General features: G+C 75.5%; 17 protein-coding genes. 8 read left to right on the forward strand and 9 right to left on the reverse strand.

The annotated features are described in order from the left end of the window. Positions 1–57 precede the first annotated feature (57 nt). Positions 58–1,461, reverse strand: a complete 1,404-nt coding sequence (locus JOF54_RS11235) for an aminotransferase-like domain-containing protein (protein WP_425560603.1) — start codon at positions 1,459–1,461, stop codon at positions 58–60. A 77-nt stretch (positions 1,462–1,538) separates the two neighbouring features. On the opposite strand from JOF54_RS11235, the gene JOF54_RS11240 reads away from it, so the two are divergent. The 6 genes from JOF54_RS11240 to JOF54_RS11265 all read left to right on the forward strand — a co-directional run bounded on the left by JOF54_RS11240 (position 1,539) and on the right by JOF54_RS11265 (position 6,714). Then, positions 1,539–1,694, forward strand: a complete 156-nt coding sequence (locus JOF54_RS11240) for a hypothetical protein (protein WP_210055678.1) — start codon at positions 1,539–1,541, stop codon at positions 1,692–1,694. Next, entirely contained in the window at positions 1,694–2,353 is a 660-nt protein-coding gene (locus tag JOF54_RS11245) for a GNAT family N-acetyltransferase (RefSeq protein ID WP_210055680.1), read from the forward strand. Before JOF54_RS11240 ends, JOF54_RS11245 begins: the two co-directional genes overlap by 1 nt. Before the next feature lie 64 nt (positions 2,354–2,417). Then, positions 2,418–3,653 carry a saccharopine dehydrogenase family protein gene (locus JOF54_RS11250; RefSeq protein ID WP_210055689.1) on the forward strand — a complete coding sequence of 412 codons (1,236 nt, stop codon included), beginning with the start codon at positions 2,418–2,420 and terminating at the stop codon, positions 3,651–3,653. A gap of 21 nt (positions 3,654–3,674) precedes the next feature. Beyond that, positions 3,675–4,169: an OsmC family protein gene (locus JOF54_RS11255; protein WP_372443486.1), complete on the forward strand. Its 495-nt coding sequence runs from the start codon at positions 3,675–3,677 to the stop codon at positions 4,167–4,169. Continuing rightward, positions 4,166–5,470, forward strand: a complete 1,305-nt coding sequence (locus JOF54_RS11260; protein ID WP_307804065.1) for an alpha-L-fucosidase — start codon at positions 4,166–4,168, stop codon at positions 5,468–5,470. The genes JOF54_RS11255 and JOF54_RS11260 overlap by 4 nt, the downstream gene beginning before the upstream one ends. 14 nt (positions 5,471–5,484) lie before the next feature. Then, positions 5,485–6,714, forward strand: a complete 1,230-nt coding sequence (locus JOF54_RS11265; RefSeq protein WP_210055691.1) for a GNAT family N-acetyltransferase — start codon at positions 5,485–5,487, stop codon at positions 6,712–6,714. Between the two features lie 90 nt (positions 6,715–6,804). Here the strand turns inward: JOF54_RS11265 and trxA are convergent, their stop codons facing one another. The 7 genes from trxA to JOF54_RS11300 form a co-directional block, all read right to left on the reverse strand. Then, positions 6,805–7,128, reverse strand: a complete 324-nt coding sequence (gene trxA / locus JOF54_RS11270) for a thioredoxin (RefSeq protein ID WP_210055694.1) — start codon at positions 7,126–7,128, stop codon at positions 6,805–6,807. Between the two features lie 76 nt (positions 7,129–7,204). Next, positions 7,205–8,242, reverse strand: a complete 1,038-nt coding sequence (gene trxB / locus JOF54_RS11275) for a thioredoxin-disulfide reductase (protein WP_372443517.1) — start codon at positions 8,240–8,242, stop codon at positions 7,205–7,207. Between the two features lie 106 nt (positions 8,243–8,348). Further along, positions 8,349–9,050, reverse strand: coding sequence for an anti-sigma factor (locus JOF54_RS11280; protein WP_210055698.1), 702 nt, complete (start codon positions 9,048–9,050; stop codon positions 8,349–8,351). A 150-nt stretch (positions 9,051–9,200) separates the two neighbouring features. Then, positions 9,201–9,680 (reverse strand): hypothetical protein, encoded by a 480-nt coding sequence (locus JOF54_RS11285; RefSeq protein ID WP_210055700.1) that lies wholly within the window; start codon positions 9,678–9,680, stop codon positions 9,201–9,203. Beyond that, positions 9,680–10,285, reverse strand: a complete 606-nt coding sequence (gene sigM, locus JOF54_RS11290; protein ID WP_307804066.1) for an RNA polymerase sigma factor SigM — start codon at positions 10,283–10,285, stop codon at positions 9,680–9,682. Before sigM ends, JOF54_RS11285 begins: the two co-directional genes overlap by 1 nt. 48 nt (positions 10,286–10,333) lie before the next feature. Next, a complete protein-coding gene (murJ, locus tag JOF54_RS11295; RefSeq protein ID WP_210055710.1) occupies positions 10,334–14,026 on the reverse strand; it encodes a murein biosynthesis integral membrane protein MurJ in 3,693 nt (1,230 codons plus the stop codon). Beyond that, complete coding sequence (locus JOF54_RS11300; RefSeq protein WP_210055712.1) at positions 14,026–16,260, reverse strand: DUF6049 family protein; 2,235 nt, start codon at positions 16,258–16,260, stop codon at positions 14,026–14,028. The genes murJ and JOF54_RS11300 overlap by 1 nt, the downstream gene beginning before the upstream one ends. Positions 16,261–16,420: 160 nt before the next feature. Here JOF54_RS11300 and JOF54_RS11305 point away from each other — a divergent pair, with 160 nt between their 5' ends. After that, positions 16,421–17,836, forward strand: coding sequence for a CCA tRNA nucleotidyltransferase (locus JOF54_RS11305; RefSeq protein WP_372443518.1), 1,416 nt, complete (start codon positions 16,421–16,423; stop codon positions 17,834–17,836). 133 nt (positions 17,837–17,969) lie between these two features. Further along, positions 17,970–18,866 (forward strand): type IV toxin-antitoxin system AbiEi family antitoxin domain-containing protein, encoded by an 897-nt coding sequence (locus JOF54_RS11310; protein WP_210055723.1) that lies wholly within the window; start codon positions 17,970–17,972, stop codon positions 18,864–18,866. Positions 18,867–18,932: 66 nt separating this feature from the next. Here the strand turns inward: JOF54_RS11310 and JOF54_RS11315 are convergent, their stop codons facing one another. Next, on the reverse strand, positions 18,933–20,255 hold the full coding sequence (locus JOF54_RS11315; RefSeq protein ID WP_210055726.1) for an MFS transporter: 1,323 nt from the start codon (positions 20,253–20,255) through the stop codon (positions 18,933–18,935). Between the last annotated feature and the right edge of the window lies 1 nt (position 20,256).

Here is a 20,256-nt window from a genome sequence, read left to right on the forward strand (position 1 = left end):
CGGTGTCGTCTTCCTCGGTGGGGTGTCGGGAGGGGGCCGGCGACGGCCCCGGTGGCCTCAGGCCTGGTTGGCGCCGGGCGCCTCGTAGGGCCGCAGCGAGCGGTCGGACCCGCCCTCCAGCGCCGGGCCGAAGGTGGCGAGCATGTCCGCCTCGTGCTGCAGGACCTCGCCGAGCCGGCGGGTGCCCTCCACGAGCCGCTCCGGCGTCGGGAAGCAGTAGGACAGCCGCATGTAGCGGCTGCCGAAGCCGTCGGCGTAGAAGGCGGTGCCGGGCACGTAGGCCACCCGGGCGGTGACGGCGCGGGGCAGCATGGCGTGCGAGTCCAGTCCGGGCGGCAGCGTCGCCCAGACGAAGAACCCGCCCGTCGGCACCGTCCAGGACATGCCGGCCGGCATGTGGTCGGCCAGACCGGCCAGCAGCGCGTCGCGACGCTCGCGGTACATCTCGCGGAACACCTTGATCTGGCCGCGCCAGTCGTGGTTGGCCAGGTACGCGGCGATGGCGAACTGGGAGAACACCGGCGGGCACAGGGTGGCCGACTCCTGCGCCAGCACGAGCTTCTCGCGGACGGCGTGCGGGGCGAGCACCCAGCCGACGCGGAACCCGGGGGCGAACGTCTTGGAGAACGAGCCGAGGTAGACGACGCGGTCCTGGTCGAGCGAGCGGATCGCCGGCGTCGGCTCCCCCTCGAAGCCGAGCAGCCCGTAGGGGTTGTCCTCCACGACGAGCAGGTCGGCCTCCTCGGCCACCCGCAGGATCTCGGTCCGCCGCTCCAGCGACTGGGTGACGCCGGCCGGGTTGTGGAAGTTGGGGATCGTGTAGAGGAACTTGACCGTCCGGCCCGCCGCGCGGAGGGCGGTGACCGCTTCGCGGAGCGCCTGCGGGTCGAGGCCCTGCTCGTCCATGGCCACGTGCGCGACGTCGCACTGGAAGGCCCGGAACACCCCGAGGGCGCCGACGTAGCTGGGGGCCTCGCAGAGCACGACGTCGCCCGGGTCGCAGAAGATGCGGGTGACCAGGTCCAGCGCCTGCTGGGAGCCGACGGTGACGGTGACGTCGTCGGGGTGCGCCTGCACGCCCTCCAGCCGCATCACCTCGCAGATGGCCTCGCGGATCATCGGCTCGCCCTGCCCCGACCCGTACTGCATGGCCCGCATGCCCTGCTGGGCGACGAGGTCGGCCAGCGTCGAGCCGACGACGTCCAGCGGCAGGTCCGCGATGTTCGGCATCCCGCCGGCCAGGGAGACGACCTCGGGCCGGTTGGCCACCGAGAACAGGGCGCGGATGGCGGAGGCGGTCATCCCGTGCGTGCGGGCGGCGTAGCGGTCGACGTAGGGGTCCAGCCGGGTGTCGCGCCGCGCCGGGCGGGCCACCTCACCGCCGGAGCCGTGCGTCACCCCGGGGCCGGTCGTGGGGAGAGGTGGCACGCTCACCCCCCAAGGGTGCCTCATCGACCCCAGCCGCGCACGCCGTCCCACCCCGCGCCGCGGGCGTCGGGGGCGTCGACGGAGCCGGGCCCGACGCCTACGATGGGCGCATGCGCCGTGCCTCCTCGGGTGGGTTGCCGCGCCCCTTCCGCTGGTCGCTCTGGCTCGCCTCGGGAGTGGCCTCGGGTCTCGCCGTCGGTTTCGTGCTGGGCCTCGCCCGGCCCCGGCCGGAGACGACCGACGCCCCCGCCGCGCGGGGGGCCTGATGGCGCGCCGCTTCCGCCCGATGACCGCCGCGGACCTCGCCGACCTGCCGGAGCCCTGCGGCGGCTGCACCTTCTGGGAGTCGAGCCTGGCCGACCTGGCCACCTCCTCCGACCAGCGCCGCGCGGCCACCAAGCAGGAGTGGGCCGAGGCCGTCACCCGGCACTGGGGCTACTGCGGCGTGGCCGCGTACAACGACGACGAGCTCATCGGCCACCTGACGCTGGCCCCGGCCGGGCACGTCCCACGGCTCGGCGCCTTCGCCACGACCCCGGTGAGCGCCGACGCCGCCGTCGTCACCTCGGTCCGGGTCGCCGAGGAGCACCGCGGCCACGGCGTCGGCCGGCACCTGGTGCAGACGGCGGCCGCGCTGGTCGCCCGGCGCGACATCCGCGCCCTGGAGGCCGTCGGCACCCACCACGCCGGGCCGTCCTGCATGCTGCCGGTGAGCTGGCTGGAGAGCGTGGGCTTCACCGTCGTCCGGCCGCACCCGGTGACCCCGCGGCTGCGGATGGACCTGCAGACCACCCAGCGCTGGCTCCCGGACCTGGGGGCCGCGTGGAGCCGGCTGACGGGGCTGGTGGCCGCCCCGGCGTCGGTCGAGCCCGCCACCTACGCCCACCGCGACGCCGCGGACCCGCTGCCGACCACCCCGGGCTGAGCGCGCGGCCCCTAGAGTGCGGGCACGACCTCCTCCGCCGGAGGGGTGCGAGCAGAGGAAACGCATGCGCATCGTCCTGGTGGGGGCGGGTGGCGTCGGGGACGCCTTCGCCAAGATCGCGGTCCGGCGGTCCTTCTTCGAGCGCCTCGTGGTGGCCGACCACGACCTGGCCCGGGCCGAGCGCACCGTCGCCGCCGTGACGGGCTGGCGGGGGCCGGACGAGCGCTTCGTCGCCGCCCACGTCGACGCGTCCGACGCCGGCTCGGTCGAGGCGCTGGCCCGCGCGCACGGCGCGACGCACGTGATGAACGCCGTCGACCCGCGGTTCGTCCTGCCGATCTTCCGCGGCGCCTTCGCCGCCGGAGCGGACTACCTCGACATGGCCATGTCCCTCTCGGTCCGCGACCCCGACGACCCCTACGGCACCACCCACGTCAAGCTCGGCGACGAGCAGTTCGCCGACGCGGCGCAGTGGGAGGCCGCCGGCCGTCTCGCCCTGGTGGGGATGGGCGTCGAGCCCGGTCTCTCCGACGTCTTCGCCCGCTACGCCTGCGACCACCTGTTCTCGGCCGTGGACGAGCTCGGCACCCGCGACGGCTCCAACCTCACCGTCGACGGCCACGACTTCGCCCCGTCGTTCTCCATCTGGACCACGATCGAGGAGTGCCTCAACCCGCCGGTGGTCTGGGAGAAGGACCGGGGCTGGTTCGTCACCGAGCCGTTCAGCGAGCCGGAGGTGTTCGACTTCCCGGGCGGCATCGGCCCCGTCGAGTGCGTCAACGTCGAGCACGAGGAGGTCCTGCTGATGCCCCGCTGGCTGGACGCCCGGCGGGTCACGTTCAAGTACGGGCTGGGCCAGGAGTTCGTCGACGTGCTCCGCACCCTGCGCAAGCTGGGCCTGGACCGCACCGAGCCGGTGCTGGTCAAGGGGGTGCCGGTCTCGCCCCGCGACCTCGTCGCCGCCTGCCTGCCCGACCCGGCGACGCTGGGCGACACCATGCACGGCTCGACCTGCGCCGGGCTCTGGGTGACGGGCACCGGCAAGGACGGCCGCCCGCGCGAGGTCTACCTGCACCACGTCGTCGACAACGCCACGACGATGCGCGAGTACGGCGCGCAGTGCGTGGTCTGGCAGACCGCCGTCAACCCCGTCGTCGCGCTGGAGCTGCTGGCCACCGGCGTCTGGTCCGGCACCGGCGTGCGGGGCCCAGAGGCCTTCGACGCCGTCCCTTTCCTCGACCTGCTGGCGGGGGAGTACGGCTCGCCGTGGGGGCTGGAGGAGCGCACGCCCGCGGCATAGGCCTGTGGCAGGGTTGGTGCGGTGACCGACGCCCCGCCCCCCGCCACGACGCCCCCGGCCACCCCGGCCGCGCCCCCGCACGACGCCGCGCACCGCCGCGTCGAGCTGACCCGCACCGGCCCCTTCCGGCTGCGCGCGACCAACAGCCGCGGGACCACCCTGGATCTCGGCTCGGGCGACACCCCCGACTTCACCCCCGTCGAGCTGCTGCTCGTCGCCCTGGCCGGCTGCAGCGCCGTCGACGTCGACGCGATCACCGGCAAGCGCTCCGAGCCGGAGCAGTTCGACGTCGTGGCCGAGGCCGACAAGGTGCGCGACGGCGACGGCAACCACCTGACCGGGATCACGCTGGACTTCCGCGTCACCTTCCCCGACACCGCCGAGGGCCGGGCCGCGGAGTCGGTGCTGGCGCGCTCGGTGACCATGTCGCACGACCGGCTCTGCACCGTCAGCCGCACCGTCGAGCTGGGCACGCCCGTCCGTCCGCTGCTGCGCGGCGAGGAGGTGCCCGCGTGAGCGCCGGGACCACCGCCCTGCCCGCCGGCCGCCCCGAGCACGCCTGGTTCGCCGAGGCGCGGCTGGGCCTGTTCGTGCACTGGGGCCTCTACGCCCTGCCCGCCCGGCACGAGTGGGTGATGAGCAAGGAGCAGATCCACCCCGACACCTACGAGCGCTACCAGCGCTACTTCGAGGCCGACCGCTACGACCCGCGCGCCTGGGCGAGGGCCGCCAAGGCCGCCGGCATGCGCTACGCCGTCCTCACCACCAAGCACCACGACGGCTTCTGCCTCTGGGACTCCGCGCTCACCGACTACACGACCGTGCACACCCCCTTCGGCCGCGACGCCGTCGCCGAGTTCGTCGAGGCGTTCCGCGCCGAGGGGCTGCGGGTCGGCTTCTACCACTCGCTGCTGGACTGGCACCACCCCGACTTCCCCGTCGACGTCCACCACCCGCTGCGCGACGACCCGGCCGCCGCGGAGCTCAACGCGCAGCGCTCGATGGAGCGCTACCGCGCCTACCTGCACGGCCAGGTGCGTGAGCTGCTGACCGGCTACGGCACCGTCGACTACCTCTTCTTCGACTTCTCCTACGGCCAGGACAGCTACCGGGGGCTGCCCGGCAAGGGGGCGGCCGACTGGGGCTCCGAGGAGCTGCTGGCCCTGGTCCGCGAGCTGCAGCCCGGGATCGTCGTCAACGACCGGCTCGAGGTGCCGGGTGACCTCGTCACCCCCGAGCAGTACCAGCCGAGCGGACCGATGCTGGGCGCCGACGGCGAGCCGCTGGCCTGGGAGGCCTGCCAGACGCTGAACGGCAGCTGGGGCTTCGACCGCGACAACCACGACTACAAGTCCGTGCCCCTGCTGGTCCGGATGCTCGTCGACGGCGTCGCGAACGGCGGCAACCTGCTGCTGAACGTCGGCCCCACCGGCCGCGGCGACCTGGACCCCCGCGCGCTGGCCTCCCTCGACGGCCTGGCCACCTGGATGGACCGGCACGGCCGCGCGGTCCACGGCGCCGGCCCCAGCGGGGGGACCCCGCCGCCGGACTGCCGCTACACCCGGCGCGGCGACCGGCTGTACCTGCACGTGTTCAGCTGGCCGCTCGGCCACCTGCACCTGCCGGGGATGGCGGGCAAGGTGGCCTACGCGCAGCTGCTGGACGACGCGTCCGAGATCGCGCTGGAGGAGATCGCGCCCGACCAGCAGGCCCAGACCCTGGTCCCCGGCGGCCAGCCGCCCGGCACCCTGACCCTCCGGCTCCCCACCCAGCCGCCCGCCGTCGCGGTCCCGGTGGTCGAGCTGTTCCTGCGCTGACCGAGGATGCTCCTGTGCCCGCGCCCCACCTGACCTCGCCCCAGCTGGTCGCCTGCCCGCCGGAGGGCGACGAGGCGTTCCTGCGGGCGACCATGCACGGGTTCCACCGCGACTGGGACGGCGACGCCCTGGAGCCCGCCGTCCGGCTGCTCGACACCGGGCGCAGCTTCGGCCACCAGGTGGAGGGCGGCTGGGTCTCGACCTGCTCGTCCTACGCCCGCCGGCTGGTGGTGCCGGGCGGGACGGTGTCGACGGCGGCGGTCACCTGGGTGACGGTCAGCCCGTCCTACCGGCGGCGCGGCCTGCTCACCGAGCTGATGGCCCACCAGCTGGCGACCGTCCCCGAGCCCGTGGCCCTGCTGTGGGCCTCCGAGGCGGGCATCTACGGCCGCTACGGCTACGGGGCCGCCGTGCCGTCGCTGCGGGTGAGCGGGCCGACCCGGGAGACGGCCTTCCGGGCCGATGTCGACCTGGGCGGCGGCTCGGTGGAGGAGGTCGGGTCCGAGGAGTTCCGGTCCGTCGTCGTCCCCCTGCACGCCCGGCTGCTGGCCGACCGCCCGGGCTCGCTGGACCGGACCGCGGCCTGGTGGGACGCGGCGCTGGACGACCGGCCCTCGCGCCGACCCGGCCAGAGCGCGCAGCGCTACGCCCTGCACCACGACGAGACGGGCGCCGTCGACGGCTACCTGGCCTTCCGGCTGCCGGCCGCCGCCGACTTCGGCCCCGGGCTCACGGTCCGGGTCACGGCGCTGGACGCGGTCACCCCGGCCGCGCACGCCCGGCTGTGGCGGTTCGTCCTCGACCTCGACCTGGTCCGCACCGTGGAGGCCGCCGTCGCGGGGGACGACCCGCTGCCGCACCTGCTCGCGGACCCGTTGGCCCTGACCAGCACGGTCTCGGAGTCGACGCACGTCCGGCTGCTCGACGTGCCCGCCGCCCTGGAGGCCCGGCGCTACGCCACGGACGTCGACGTCGTCGTCGCGGTCACCGACCCGCGCGGACCGGAGTACGGCGGCACCTACCGCCTGGCGGGCGGCCCCGACGGGGCGTCGGTCGGTCGGGTCGAGAGCTCACCGGACGTCCACCTCGGCGTCCGCGAGCTGGGCGCGGCCTACCTCGGCGGCACACCGCTGACCACCCTGGGCCGCGCCGGCCTGGTGCAGGAGCGGACGCCGGGGGCGCTCGGCGCGCTGGCCCGGGCCCTCGCCGGCCCGCGGCTGCCGTTCTGCCGCGACTACTTCTGAGCGGGCCGGTAGGGCGCCGGGGACGACGAACGGCCGCCGTCCGCTGCCCGGGGGCAGGGACGACGGCCGTCAGGAGCCGTCAGCGACGGCTCAGAGGTACTCCTCGATCGCCTTCAGCAGGACCGACTTGGACTTGGCGCCCTTGAACGCCTTGACCAGCTCGCCGCCGACGTAGACCTGGATCGTCGGCAGGCCGAGCACGTGGTTGTTGGCCGGGGTCACCGGGTTGGTGTTGGTGTCCATCTTGACGAAGGTCACCTTGTCGCCGTGCTGGGTGGCGAGCTCCTCGATGATCGGGGCCACCTGCTTGCACGGGCCGCACCAGTCGGCCCAGTAGTCCACGACGACGGGCTTGTCGGAGCGGAGGACGACACTGTCGAAGTCGGCGTCCGTGACGTCGGATACTGCACCCATCTGAGTTCTCCTGCGGTTCGGGGGTGGTGGGGACGAGGGTGCCAGCGGGGTCTGACAGCCCGGGGTGGGGCAGCGCTCAGCTGCCGGCGCCCATGAGCTCGGAGTGCGCGTCGGCCAGCACGGCCTCGCCGAGGTCGTCGAGGTCGGCCAGGTAGCGCTCGGCGTCCAGGGCGGCGGAGCACCCGGTGCCGGCGGCGGTGATGGCCTGGCGGTAGGTGTGGTCGACGAGGTCGCCGGCCGCGAAGACGCCGGGCAGGTTGGTCCGGGTCGACTTCCCGTCGGTGATGACGTAGCCCTCGCCGTCCAGGTGGACCTGCCCGTGGACCAGCTCCGAGCGCGGGTCGTGACCGATGGCGATGAACAGGCCCGCGATCGGCAGCTCGCGGGTGCTGCCGTCGTGGGTGTCGGTCAGGGTGACCGACTCCACCGACGACCCGCCGTTGACCGCGGTCACCGCCGAGTTCCAGGCGAAGGTGATCTTCGGGTCCTTCTCGGCCCGGGCGACCATGATCTTGCTGGCCCGCAGCTCGCCGCGGCGGTGCACCAGGGTGACCGAGCGGGCGAACCGGGTGAGGAAGGTGGCCTCCTCGACGGCGGAGTCGCCGCCGCCGACCACGGCGATGTCCTTGTCGCGGAAGAAGAAGCCGTCGCACGTGGCGCACCACGAGACGCCGTGGCCGGACAGCCGCTCCTCGTCGGGGAGGCCGAGCTTGCGGTAGCTGGAGCCCATGGCCAGGATCACGGCGCGGGCGGTGAAGGTGTTGCCGTAGCCGTCGGTGACGGTCTTGAGCTCACCGGTCAGGTCCATGGACACGATGTCCTCGCTGACCAGCTCGGCGCCGAAGCGCTCGGCCTGCTCGCGGAGGTTGTCCATCAGCTCGGGGCCCATGATGCCGCTGGGGAAGCCGGGGTAGTTCTCGACCTCGGTGGTGTTCATCAGCGCGCCGCCGGCGGTGACCGAGCCCTCGAAGACCAGCGGGTGCAGGTTCGCCCGGGCGGCGTAGATGGCGGCGGTGTAGCCCGAGGGGCCGCTGCCCACCACGATCACGTCGCGCACCTGGTTCTCGTCCATCCCGCTCATCGTCGCCCTCTCAGCTGTCCTGCTCGACCGGATCCGGCGCGTCCCGGTCTCCCGGAGCACTCCTGGGAGGGGCCCCGCCGGGGCCTCACCCTACCTCCGCTCAACAGGACCGGGGGGTGCCGTATTCCGGGCCCCGGGATCAGCGGCCGAGCACCGCGGAGGCGGTCGGGGAGGGCAGCCGGGTGGTGCAGCCGGTGACCACGGTGACGCTGCTGGTGCCGTCCTCGCGGGTGTAGACGAGCAGCGCGGGGGCGCCGTCGACGCGGGCCCGGACCAGCCCGGTGATCCGGCCGTCGGTGGTCGCGCGGCCGCAGAACCAGGCGTCGGAGAAGCGGTGCGGGTCGAGGTCGCGGGAGGCCTGGAGGGCGCGCGCCCCGCCGGCCAGGTCCCCGGTGCTGAGGGCCACCCCGACGACCGGGGGCTCGTTGAGCCCGGCGGCGGCGCTCAGCACGTAGCCGCCGAGGCCGACGGCGGCGGCGGTCACGGCGACGCCGAGGACGGGGACCAGCCGTCGCCACCAGGGCGGGTGCGGGGTGCGGTCGGCGAAGTGCCCGAGGCTGTGCCGCGGGCGCGGCCGGACGGTCCGGGCGGCGGGCACCGAGATGGCCGACCGGTGCGCGCTCTCGGCGGCGACGGCGTCGGCCAGCCGGGCGGCGACGGCGGACGGCATCGTCGGGGCCGGGGCGGCCGCCAGGGTGCGGCTCACCGCGGCGAGGGCCGCCGCGCTCTCCTGGCAGGTGGCGCAGCCCGGCAGGTGCTCGGCCACCCAGCGGCTGCGCCCGGGGTCGAGCAGACCCTCGGCGGCGTCCGCCAGGTCGTCGATCGAGGGGTGGTCAGCCACGGGGGGTCCTCCGGTGCTCGGGCCAGGGATGGGGGTCGGGGGCGCCGACGCCGGGTGGGGCCCCGTCCTCCGACGCACCGGACCCCTCTCCTGGTTCCCGTCGTCCCAGGGGCTGGTCCGCGCGGAGGCGTCCGGGGGCTGCGGCGGTGCTCACAGGACCAGCCCCTTCACCCGGAGCTGGTCCAGGGTGCGCCGGGCGCCGCGGTCCAGCTCGGCCTGCGGGGCGTGCTCGAGTATCCAGCGGAAGAGGGTCGAGGTCCCGCCGCGCAGCAGCGCCACGGGGGCGACCACGCGCCGGGTGCCGCCGCCGGGCTCGCGGCAGACCAGGGTGAAGACCGGCCCGGACGCGGAGCTGCGCTGGCGGACGGCGAGCACGTCGGGGCCGGCGACGGTGTGCCGGGCCCGGACGCGCCGGATGGTCAGCCGGGACCCGTCCACCTGCAGCAGCGCCCGGGTGCGGGCCCAGACCACCGCGAGGCAGGCGGCCCAGAGGAGGACGAGGACGACGGCGACGCCGCCCCGGCCCGCGCCGTCGCCGCGCAGCACGACGCCGAGGCAGACGACGGCGCCGACGCTGGTCACGGTGGCCGGCGTCCGCCAGTTGTCGGCGTGCTCGAGGGGGTGCGGCATCAGCGCCCCCCGGCCGCGGGCTGCAGGTCGGCCAGCAGCGGCACCAGCCGGGCGCGGCCGCGGGCGCAGCGGCTCTTCACGGTGCCGGGGGCGCAGCGCAGGATGGCCGCCGCCTCCTCGACCGAGTAGCCCTGCATGTCCACGAGCACGAGGGCGGCCCGCTGGTCGGGGTTGAGCTGGGCGAGGGCGGCGCCGACGTCGTCGCGCTGCTGCTGCTCCTCGATCGGGTCGGCGGCCTCGGCGCCCAGCACGGCGGCCCGGTCCAGGTCCTCGGGCAGCGGGTCGGCGGCGCGGCTGCGCATCCGCCGCAGCCGGTCGAGGCAGGCGTTGACGACGACCCGGTGCAGCCACGTCGTCACCTGCGACTCGCCGCGGAAGCTGCCGGCGCGGCGGAAGGCGGAGATGTAGGCGTCCTGCAGGGCGTCGGCGGCGTCCTCGGGGTTGCGCATCGTGCGCAGCGCGACCGCCCAGAGCCGGTCGCGGTGCCGGCCGACGAGGGTGCCGAAGGCGTCCGGGTCGCCGGCGACGTGCCGGCGGAGCAGCTCGGCGTCGGGCAGGCCGGCGTCGTCGGGGTCGGCGGGGAGGACGTGGCTAGGAGGCGGCACGGCGGAGCGGGGACCGGGTGGTGCGGGGCGGGTGCGGGTGACCCGGGGTCACCGGCGGACCTCCACCTCGCTGATGCCGCCGCGGTAGCGTCCCCCCTCCCTCGGCAGCGAGGTCAGGTACACGAGGACGAAGCGGGTGGTCACGGCCTGCTGCGGGGTGAGGGTGGCCGAGCGGCCCGCGCCCTCCTGCTCGGCGACGACGTCCCACTGCCGGTCCGAGCCCAGCGGCGGCCGGGTGGTGCCGGCCGAGTCGTCGGCGGGCACCCGGAGGTCGAGGTCCGTGCCGGTGCCGCTGAGGGAGACCTTGACCGACGCGACGGGCTGGGCCGAGCCGAGGTCGAGGACGAGGCCGACGCCGCGCTTGATGCCGCCCAGCTCCGGGTTGCCGATGTAGGCGACCGTCCGCCAGCGCGTCGAGGGGTCGCCGTCGTAGGCGAAGCGGACCTCGTCGGGGTTCTCGCGCTGGTCGTCGGAGCCCTGGGGGTCGAAGTCGCGGGCGCTCCGGACCGGCAGCACGGCCGAGGTCGGGGTGGCCGCGGGCGGACGGGCCGGGGTCGCGGACGGGCCGGGCTCGGGGGCCGCGCCCAGCTGGTCGCTGAGCACGAGCCCGGCGACCAGGCCGACGCCGGACAGCAGGACCACGAGGCCGACCAGCAGGGCGATCCAGCGGCGCGGCTGGCGCGGAGGCCGCCGCGGGGCGGTGGGCGGGCGGCCGGGGACGGGCGTGCGGATGACGGTGGTGGTCGCCGAGGCGGGGGCCGCGGGAGCCGTCGGCGTGGCGGCGGGCACGGAGCTGGTCACCCGCAGGGGTGCGGCGTCGGCGGCCGCGGCCCGGCTGAGGTCGGGGCCGTCGTCGCGGACCACGGGCGTGGGCTCGGTGGGCTGGTCCAGCAGGGTCGACACGGGCGTCGGGGTGCCGGGCCGGTGCGCGCCGACCCGGGGTACGGGCTGGCGCAGCCGGCGCTCCAGGTCGCCGGACGCGTCGGCGGCGCCGAGCACCTTCGTCAGCGCGTTGACCAGGGCGTTCGCGTCGGTGACGGCGGTGGCCCGGTGCCGCGGCGGGTCGCCCAGCACCTGGTCGCACACGTCGTCGAGCGCGGGGGAGACGCCGGCGCGCACCTGGCGCGGGGACAGCCAGCGGCGGCCGCTGGTGGGTGCGTCGGGCAGCCCGTGGGCGGGGCCCCCGGGCCAGCGGCAGACCAGCGCGGCGTACAGCAGCCGGCCGAGGTCGGTGACGTCGACCAGCTCGGGGTCGTCGTCGTCGGCCAGCGGCTCGGTCGCGGCGGGCCGCAGCGCCGCCTCGATGAGCAGGCCGACGATCTTGACGTTCCCGGTCGGGGTGACGATGACGGTCTCGGGGCTGATCCGGCGGTGGTGCACGCCGAGGCTGTGCACGCCCGACAGCGCGTCGGCCACCTCGCGGACCACCCAGCCGGCCTCGAGCCCCGAGAGCGGACCCTGGCTGAGGATGACCTCCAGGGACTGCCCGGTGGCGTACTCGCAGACGATGTAGGAGCCCAGCTCCGGGTCCGCGCCCGGACCGGCCGCCGAGCCGCCCGGGACGGCGTCGAGCACGCGCAGGAAGCGGGAGTCGGTGGCCACCGAGGCGCGCCGGGCGGCGGCCATCAGGTCGGCCTCGGCCGGGTCCCCCGGGGCGAGCAGGTGCACCAGCACGGAGCGCGAGAGCACCTGGTCGAAGGCCCGCCAGGTGATGGCCGGTCCGGAGCCGGCCAGCAGCTCCTCGAGCCGGTAGCGCGTGCCGAGGACCGTGCCCGCGGGCAGCGTGGCGGCCTTGGTACCGGGCCGGTGCGCGCCGTCGTGCGGGTCGGTCGGGTGCGGGAGGGCCGAGGCGTCCCCCAGATCGGCCTCGTCCCCAGGGTGTCTACGGACGACTGCCGCCTGAGCCATGGAGTCAGCGTTCTCGCTCGTGCCGGGCCGCGGCTGGGACGCAGGACCGGCGGTGGGTGGTGGCTCGATGGTAGGAGACGCCGGCCGCAGGAGGGTGTCCGAATCGCCGGACGTGGCCAGATCGTGAGCGGCCTCCTCCGGCACGGCGGCCGGGCCGGCCCCTCGGCGCCGGCGGAGGGTGGCGAGCACGGCGGTCAGCTCGGCGATCCCCAGCAGCCGCGCGGCGACGAGGAAGAGGACGACGGCGACGACGCCCGCGACGGCCAGCACGAGCGCGCGGCCCAGCTGGCTGTCGACGCCGCGGCCCAGCCACCAGGTCAGCAGCACGGCGACGACGGCGGCCGGGGCCACCGCGGCCAGCAGCCGGACGCAGTGCCGGACGAGGCCGAAGGTGTCCAGGTCGGGCAGCCGGCGGCGCAGCCGGGACAGCGACAGCAGGACGCCCAGCAGGTAGGACAGCGAGTAGGCCAGGCCCAGGGCGGCCGCCACCAGGGCCGGGGAGTCGACGACGGCGACCGCGGCCAGGCCCAGCACCACGTTGGCCCCGGAGATGACGATCTGCAGGAAGAACGGCGTCCGGGTGTCCTCCAGCGCGTAGTAGGCGCGCAGGCAGAGGTACTGGACGGTGAAGGGCACCAGGCCGAGGGCCAGGGCCATCAGCGCCCAGCCGACGGCGGACGCGTCGGCCGAGCCCCGGCCGAAGCCGAAGGCGAGCCGGGCCAGCGGGACCCCGAGGACCCCGAAGGCCACCGCGGCCGGCAGCAGCACCGTCAGCGCGAGCCGGATGGCCCGCACCGTCTCGGCGGCGACGCCCTCGAGGTCGGCCGCGGCGGCCATCCGCGAGGCGGCCGGCAGCATGGCGGTGGCCAGGGAGACGGTGACGAGGGAGTGCGGCAGGATCCACACGGCGTAGGCGTTGTAGTAGGCCGTGATGCCCCCGCCCGCGCCGCCGGCCGTCGCGCCCGTGGCCAGCCGGGAGACCACGACCAGCGCCAGCTGGGTGACGACGACGAAGCCGAGCGTCCACTTGGCCAGCCGCAGGGTCTTGCCCAGCCCGACGCCCCGGAAGTCGAAGCGCGGGCGGAACCGGTAGCCGGCCCGGCGCAGGAACGGCACCAGGACCGCGGCCTGGACGGCGATGCCCAGGGTGGAGCCCAGGCCGAGCAGCAGCTCCTCGCCGGTGCTGAACGGGGCGCCGGTGTCGCCGCGGCCGAAGACGACGACGAAGAGGCCGAGGACGGCGATGGAGACGACGTTGTTGGCGATCGGCGCCCACATCATCGGTCCGAACCGGTCGCGCGCGTTGAGCACCTGACCGGCGAGCACGTGCACGCCGTAGAAGAAGATCTGCGGCATGCAGTAGTAGCCCAGCGCCACCATGGATTCGTACTGCGCCGAGACCCCGGGCGCCCGCCAGGAGTCGGCGGAGTAGAGCCAGATGACGGCGGGGACGGCCAGCGTCAGCACGACGGTGATGGCGGCCAGCGCGAGCAGGCCGGCCGTCATGATCCGGTGGGTGTAGGCCTCGCCGCCGTCGGCATCGCCCCGGATGGCGCGGACGATCTGGGGCACGAGGACGGTGTTGAGCACGCCGCCGGCCAGCAGGATGTACATGCTGTTGGGCACCGTGTTGGCGACCGTGAACATGTCGGCCTGCCGGGTGGCGTTGCCGAAGAGGTAGACGAGCAGCATCAGCCGGCCGAAGCCGAGGACCCGCGAGAGCAGGGTGCCGGCCGCCATCAGGGCGCTGGCCGACACCAGGGCCGACGTCCGGCCCGGGCCGGGCCCGGCGGGCGCGGTGGCGGGCGGCGGGCTGGTGGAGGTGTCGGTCATCAGGGGTGTCCGGAGGGGTCGGTGTGCGGGGGGTCGGCCTGCGGGGGGTCGGCCTGCGCGGGGTCGGTCTGGGCTGGATCGGTCTGGGCGGGATCGGGGCGGGGGCGGCTGGTGGCCGGGGCCTCGGGCGGCGGGGCGGAGGTCAGGGCGCTGGGCGGGGCCGGGTCGACCGGGTCCTGCCCGCCGCGCGCCCGGTTGACCTGGCGGATGCGCAGGGCGGTGCTGCCGCCGAACACGACGAGGGCGGCGGCGGCGATGGCCCAGCCGGTCGTCCCGTTCTGGGTGACCCGGACCTCGATCCGCTGCGGGCGGCCCACCGGGGTCCCGTCGAGGGTCTGCAGCTGGGCCTGGACCGGGACGGTGCCGTTGGCCTTGGCCGTGACGCGGGCCTCGGCGGTGAAGCTCTCGCCGGCCCGGAGGGTCTGCTGGCCGTCGCGCTCGGTGCCCAGCGCGATCGGGTCGATCGTCAGCCGCTGGCGGTTCTCTGAGGTGAAGACCAGTCGCACCCGGACCGCGCCGGCGTCCGGGTCGGCCGGGTCGGCGGCCATGGTGTTCTCGACGGTGATGGGGAAGACGACGCCCTCGCGCGCCACGGTGCTGACCCGCGGGTTGGTGCTGATCTGGAGCTGGTCGTCCAGCGCGGTGTCGAGCGCGTCCTGCTGGGCCTCCAGGAACGGGCTGCGGAGGCGCTCCCGGTCGCGCCACGCGGTGCTGGCGGCCCGGGCGACGGCGGCCTGGCCGGTGACCCGGGCGTCGTCGCCGTCGGCGAGCAGCTCGGACCAGGTCGACCAGCTGGCGGCGAAGCGCCGCAGCGTGGCCAGCTGGCCGCTCGTCAGCTCGGTCTCGCGGGCCTCCTGGGGGTAGGTGACCCCGCCGTCCCAGCGGGCCGGGGTGCCTGAGAGCAGGTCGCTGAGGGTGGTCCGGCGGATCCAGGGGGCGTCGACGCCGGGGTCGTCGCCCTGCACCTGGTTGGTGGCGGCCACCAGCCGCACCCGGCCGCGGGTGACGCCGTCGGCCGCCTCGGTGGCCTGCACCCAGGTGTCGGCGAGCGAGCGCTGGCGGACCTGGACGGGGGTGTTCCGCGGGTCCGGACCGGGACCGCCGCCCCCCGCGGCGCTGCTGAACCGGACGACCGGCACGCCGTCGCCGCCGGCCAGCAGCGGGGCGTCGGCGTCGGTCACGGTGGAGTCGGAGAGCACGACGGCCGCGGGCTCGAGCGCCTCGGCGGCGCGCAGGGTCTCCTCGTCGGCCCAGCCGCCCCCGGGCAGCACCAGCAGCGGCAGGGACGCGGTCGCCTCCACCCGGGCGCCGGCCGCGACCGCGTCGTCGAGCACGTCGGTCTGCCCGCCGTGCACCAGCGCGGCGACGTCCGGGGAGCCGTAGAGCAACCGGAAGCCGTCGCGGTCGTCGCGGACCCGGGTGAACCGCTGCAGCCAGCTGGTGGCGTCGGACTGGCCGCGGCCCGGCGTGGTGCTGCCGTCGGCGGCCTGGACGGCGTAGCCCGCGCGCATCGTCGTCAGCTCCTCGACCAGGGCCGGGTCGACGGCGAAGCTGGCCTCGTCGCTGTCGGCCGCGGCCAGCAGCGCGCTGAGCCGCCCACCCGGCCGGACCTCCTCGGCCAGGTGGTCGTCGGCCAGCACGCCGCGGCGCAGCAGCGAGGGCCGCGAGCTGAGCACGACCAGCGAGGTCATCCGCAGGCTGTTCTCCGGCGGCGCGGCCAGCACGGGGGCGAAGGTGCGCGCCCGGCCGACGGCGGTGGCGTTGCCGTTCTGCAGCACGTGCACCCCGACGAGGAAGACCCCGTCGGTGGGCGCCAGCTGCAGGTCCGCGACGGGGGCGGAGACGGTGAAGTCGGCGGTCTCGCCCGGGTCGAGGTAGGGGTCGTCGGGGGTGTAGAGGTCCTGGAAGCCGGCGGGCAGGAACGGGTAGCGGCGCCCGATGGGCACGTTGGACTCCGAGGCCAGGGCCTGGTCGACGCCCTCGGCGGTGGTGATGGGCGCCTGGTCGCGCCACAGGGTGGCCTGCAGCCGGAACAGCCGTTCCTGGGTGACGTTCTCCACCCGCCCGGTGAGGGTGACCGTGCCGTCGCGCTCGGGGAGCGCGGGCGTCATCCCGGTCAGCGTGATCCGCACCAGCGCCTCCGGCTCGACGGCGTGGGCCGGCGTCGCGGCGAGGGGTCCGAGCAGCGCCGCGCACCCCACCAGCAGCGCCAGCAGCACGCGGGGAGCCCTCATGCGCGCTGCCTCCTCACCGGGTCATCCTAGAGCCGGACGGCCGGGGGACGGCCCGCTGCGCCCGCGGCGGGGCTGGTCACGACCGTGCCCGTGGCGGGGCCCGACGGTAGAGTGGCTCGGCGTGTCCACGCCCACGCTGAACCAGGCCCAGGCCAACGCGGTGGCCGAGCTGATGCGGATCGCGCCGGTCGCGGGACGGCTCGGCCGGCTGTTCGCCGACGCCGGCCACGAGCTCTACCTGGTGGGCGGCAGCGTCCGCGACGCCCTGCTCGGCCGGCTCGGCCACGACCTCGACTTCACCACCTCCGCCCGCCCCGACGACGTCGAGGCGCTGCTCCGCCGCTTCTCCCGCGCGGTGTGGACGATCGGCAAGGAGTTCGGGACGATCGGCTGCAAGGTCGAGGACGGCGACGACTCCTGGGTCGTGGAGGTCACCACCTTCCGCTCCGACGCCTACGCCGCCGACAGCCGCAAGCCCGTCGTCCAGTTCGGCGACACCCTCGACGGCGACCTGGTGCGGCGCGACTTCACCGTCAACGCCATGGCCGTCTCGGTGCCCGACCACCGCTTCGTCGACCCCTGGGGCGGCCTGGCCGACCTGGCCGCCGGCGCGCTCCGGACCCCGGGGACGCCCGAGGACTCGTTCAGCGACGACCCGCTGCGGATGATGCGCGCCGCCCGCTTCGCCGCCCAGCTGGGCTTCACCCCGGTGCCGGAGGTCGTCGCCGCGATGACGGCGATGGCTGACCGGATCGGGATCATCTCGGCCGAGCGGGTGCGCGACGAGCTGTCCAAGCTGCTGCTGGCCGACCGGCCGCGGCCGGGCCTGGACCTGCTGGTCCGGACCGGGCTGGCCGACCGCGTGCTGCCCGAGCTGCCCGCCCTGCGTCTGGAGCGCGACGAGCACCACCGGCACAAGGACGTCTACGAGCACAGCCTGACCGTGCTGGAGCAGGCCATCGAGCTGGAGGCGCGGCTGCCCGCCCGACCGGACCTGGTGAACCGGCTCGCCGCGCTGCTGCACGACGTCGGCAAGCCCGCGACCCGGAAGTTCGAGGAGGGCGGGAAGGTCTCCTTCCACCACCACGACGTCGTCGGGGCCAAGCTGGTCCGCAAGCGGCTGACCGCGCTGCGCTTCTCCAGCGACGAGGTGAAGGCCGTCAGCGAGCTGGTCTTCCTGCACCTGCGCTTCCACGGCTATGGCGAGGCCGGCTGGACCGACTCCGCCGTCCGCCGCTACGTACGCGACGCCGGTGACCAGCTGGAGCGGCTGCACATCCTCACCCGCGCCGACTGCACGACCCGGAACCAGGCCAAGGCCTCCCGGCTGCGGGCGGCCTACGACGACCTCGAGGCCCGGATCGCCGTCCTGGCCGAGCAGGAGGAGCTCGCCTCGCTGCGTCCCGACCTCGACGGCCGCCAGATCATGGAGCTGCTCGACGTGCCGCCCGGCCCGCTGGTGGGCCAGGCCTACCGCTACCTGCTGGAGCTGCGGATCGACGAGGGCCCGCTCGGTCCCGAGCGCGCGGAGCAGGCCCTGCGGGCCTGGTGGGCGGAGCAGCAGCCGCAGGGCTGACCCCGCGGCGTCTGGTCGCCGTCGCGGCTCCTGCTGGCGCCGCATCGACGAGCACACGCCGCGGAGTGCGCGGCTGTCCACAGATGCGGTCCGCCGAGCCCTCGGGCGGGCTCCCGCGTGGTGGGCTCGGGGCGTGCAACCGCGACCGCTGCTCACCCGCGACCTGACCGCCGCCGGCCACAGCGCCACCGAGCTGGCCCGGCTCGGCCGCACCGGCGAGCTGGTGCACCTGCGCCGCGGCGCCTGGCTGACTGCCGAGCCCGGCGACGTCGGCCGTCGGCACCGGCTGCTCGTCGCGGCCACGCTGGAGCTGACCGCCGACGCCGTCGTCAGCCACCTCTCCGCCGCGGTGCTGCACGGGCTCCCCGTCCCCGGCCCGCTGTCGCAGGTGCACCTGACCCGACCCGACGGGCGGGGCAAGCGTCGGGGCTACGTCCACCTGCACGTGGCCGCGCTCGACCCGTCCGACGTCGTCGTGCGCGACGGCGTCGCAGTGACCAGCCTGGCGCGCACGGTGGTGGACCTGGGCTGCAGCCTCCCGTTCGCGGACGCCGTGGTCGCCGGTGACGCCGCCCTGCGGCTCGGGCTGGAGCGCCACGAGCTCGACGAGGTGCTGGCCCGAGCGGGCCGGCGTCCGGGCGTGGGTGCGGCCCGACGGGTGGCCGCCTTCGCCGACGCGCGCAGCGAGAGCGTCGGGGAGTCGCGCAGCCGGGTGGTGCTGCACCGGATCGGCCTGCCCCCGACGACGCTCCAGCTCGCCGTCCACGACGCGTCCGGTCGGCTGGTCGGGCGCAGCGACCTCGGCTGGGAGGACCGCCGGACTCTCGGCGAGTTCGACGGCCGGGTCAAGTACGGGCGCCTGCTGGGTCCGGACCAGAAGGCGGAGGACGTCCTCTGGGCCGAGAAGCAGCGCGAGGACGAGCTGCGCGACCAGGGCTGGCAGATGGCGCGGTGGACGTGGTGGCACCTCGACCACGAGCGGGCGCTGGAGGAGCGGTTGCGGCGGGCGCTGGCGCGCGGCTCCCGCTGACTCCGCGGCGTGTCGTCGTCGCCGCGGCTCCTGCTGGCGCCGCGGCGACGAGCAGACGCCGGGGAGTCAGGCCGGCTGGGCCTGCAGGGACTCGGTCCCGCGGTCCATGGCCAGGCCCCGGGTGGTGGCGGCGAAGACGGCGGCGACGGCGAGGTAGCAGCCGGCCAGGACCACGAGGACCAGGACCGACTTGCCGTTCGCCGGCAGGACCAGGGCCCCGATGACCGCGGCGATGACCAGGGCCATGTTGAAGACCATGTCGTAGAGGACGAAGACGCGGCCCTTGAGCTCGTCGTCGACGTTCGCCTGGACCAGGGTGTCGACGCAGATCTTGACGTTCTGCGCCGTCACGCCCAGCAGGAACGCGGCGACCAGCAGCGGGACCGTCGCGTAGACCGCCCCGGGCAGCACCTGGAGGACGCCGGAGGCGACCAGGCTGACCACCAGCCAGCGGCGGACGCCGAGCCGGGCCGTCCCGGGCGGGGTGACGGCGGCGGCCAGCACGAAGCCGGCCCCGGTCACCACGACGAGCAGCCCGAGGTCGGCGATCGCGGCGTCGACCTCGTCGACGGTGTGGAAGTAGTTGCGGTAGACGAGGATCGTCGCCACGGTCACGACGCCGTAGACGACCCGGTGGGCGCCGATGGTCAGCAGCCCGATCCCGGCGGCGGGCCGGGCGCGGAGGTGGCGCAGCGCCTCGGCCAGGCCGGAGAGGACGTCGCGGGCCCGCGTCGGCTCCTGGACGTCGGGGCCCAGCCGGTCGCGCGGGATGCGCAGGGCCAGCGAGGCGCTGAGGACGAAGCCGGCCGCGGCGACGGTGAAGAGGATGGCGTTGGCCGTGTAGTCGGGCATCGAGCGGCCGAGCAGCAGCCGCAGGCCCGTCCCGACGCCGACGCCGATCAGCGCGCCGGCCGGACCCACCGTCGGCACGACCGAGTTGGCGACCATGTACTCGTCGGCGTCGATGGTGTGCGGCAGCGAGGCCGAGAGCGCGGCGAGCAGGAAGCGGTTGAGGCTCATGGCCAGCAGGACGAGCCCGTAGAAGACCGTCTCGACCGCCGGCGTCCGCAGCCCGGTCGCCACCAGGGCGGCCAGACCCAGGCAGAGCACCGACCGGCAGAGGTCGACGACGACCAGCACCTGACGGCGCGAGAAGCGGTCCAGCACGACGCCGACGAACGGGCCGAGCACCGAGAACGGCAGCAGGGTGATGGCCAGCACGGTGGCGATGGACGCGGCGTCGGGCTGGCGCTCGGGGGAGAACAGGACGAACGAGGCGAGGGCGATCTGCAGCAGGCCGTCGCAGGACTGGGTCGCGACGCGGACGGCCAGCAGCCGGCGGAACAGCGGGTGCCGCCACAGGCGGCGCAGGCTGCGGAGGAACTCCACC

This window comes from Microlunatus capsulatus, assembly GCF_017876495.1.
Taxonomy (GTDB): Bacteria; Actinomycetota; Actinomycetes; order Propionibacteriales; family Propionibacteriaceae; genus Microlunatus; species Microlunatus capsulatus.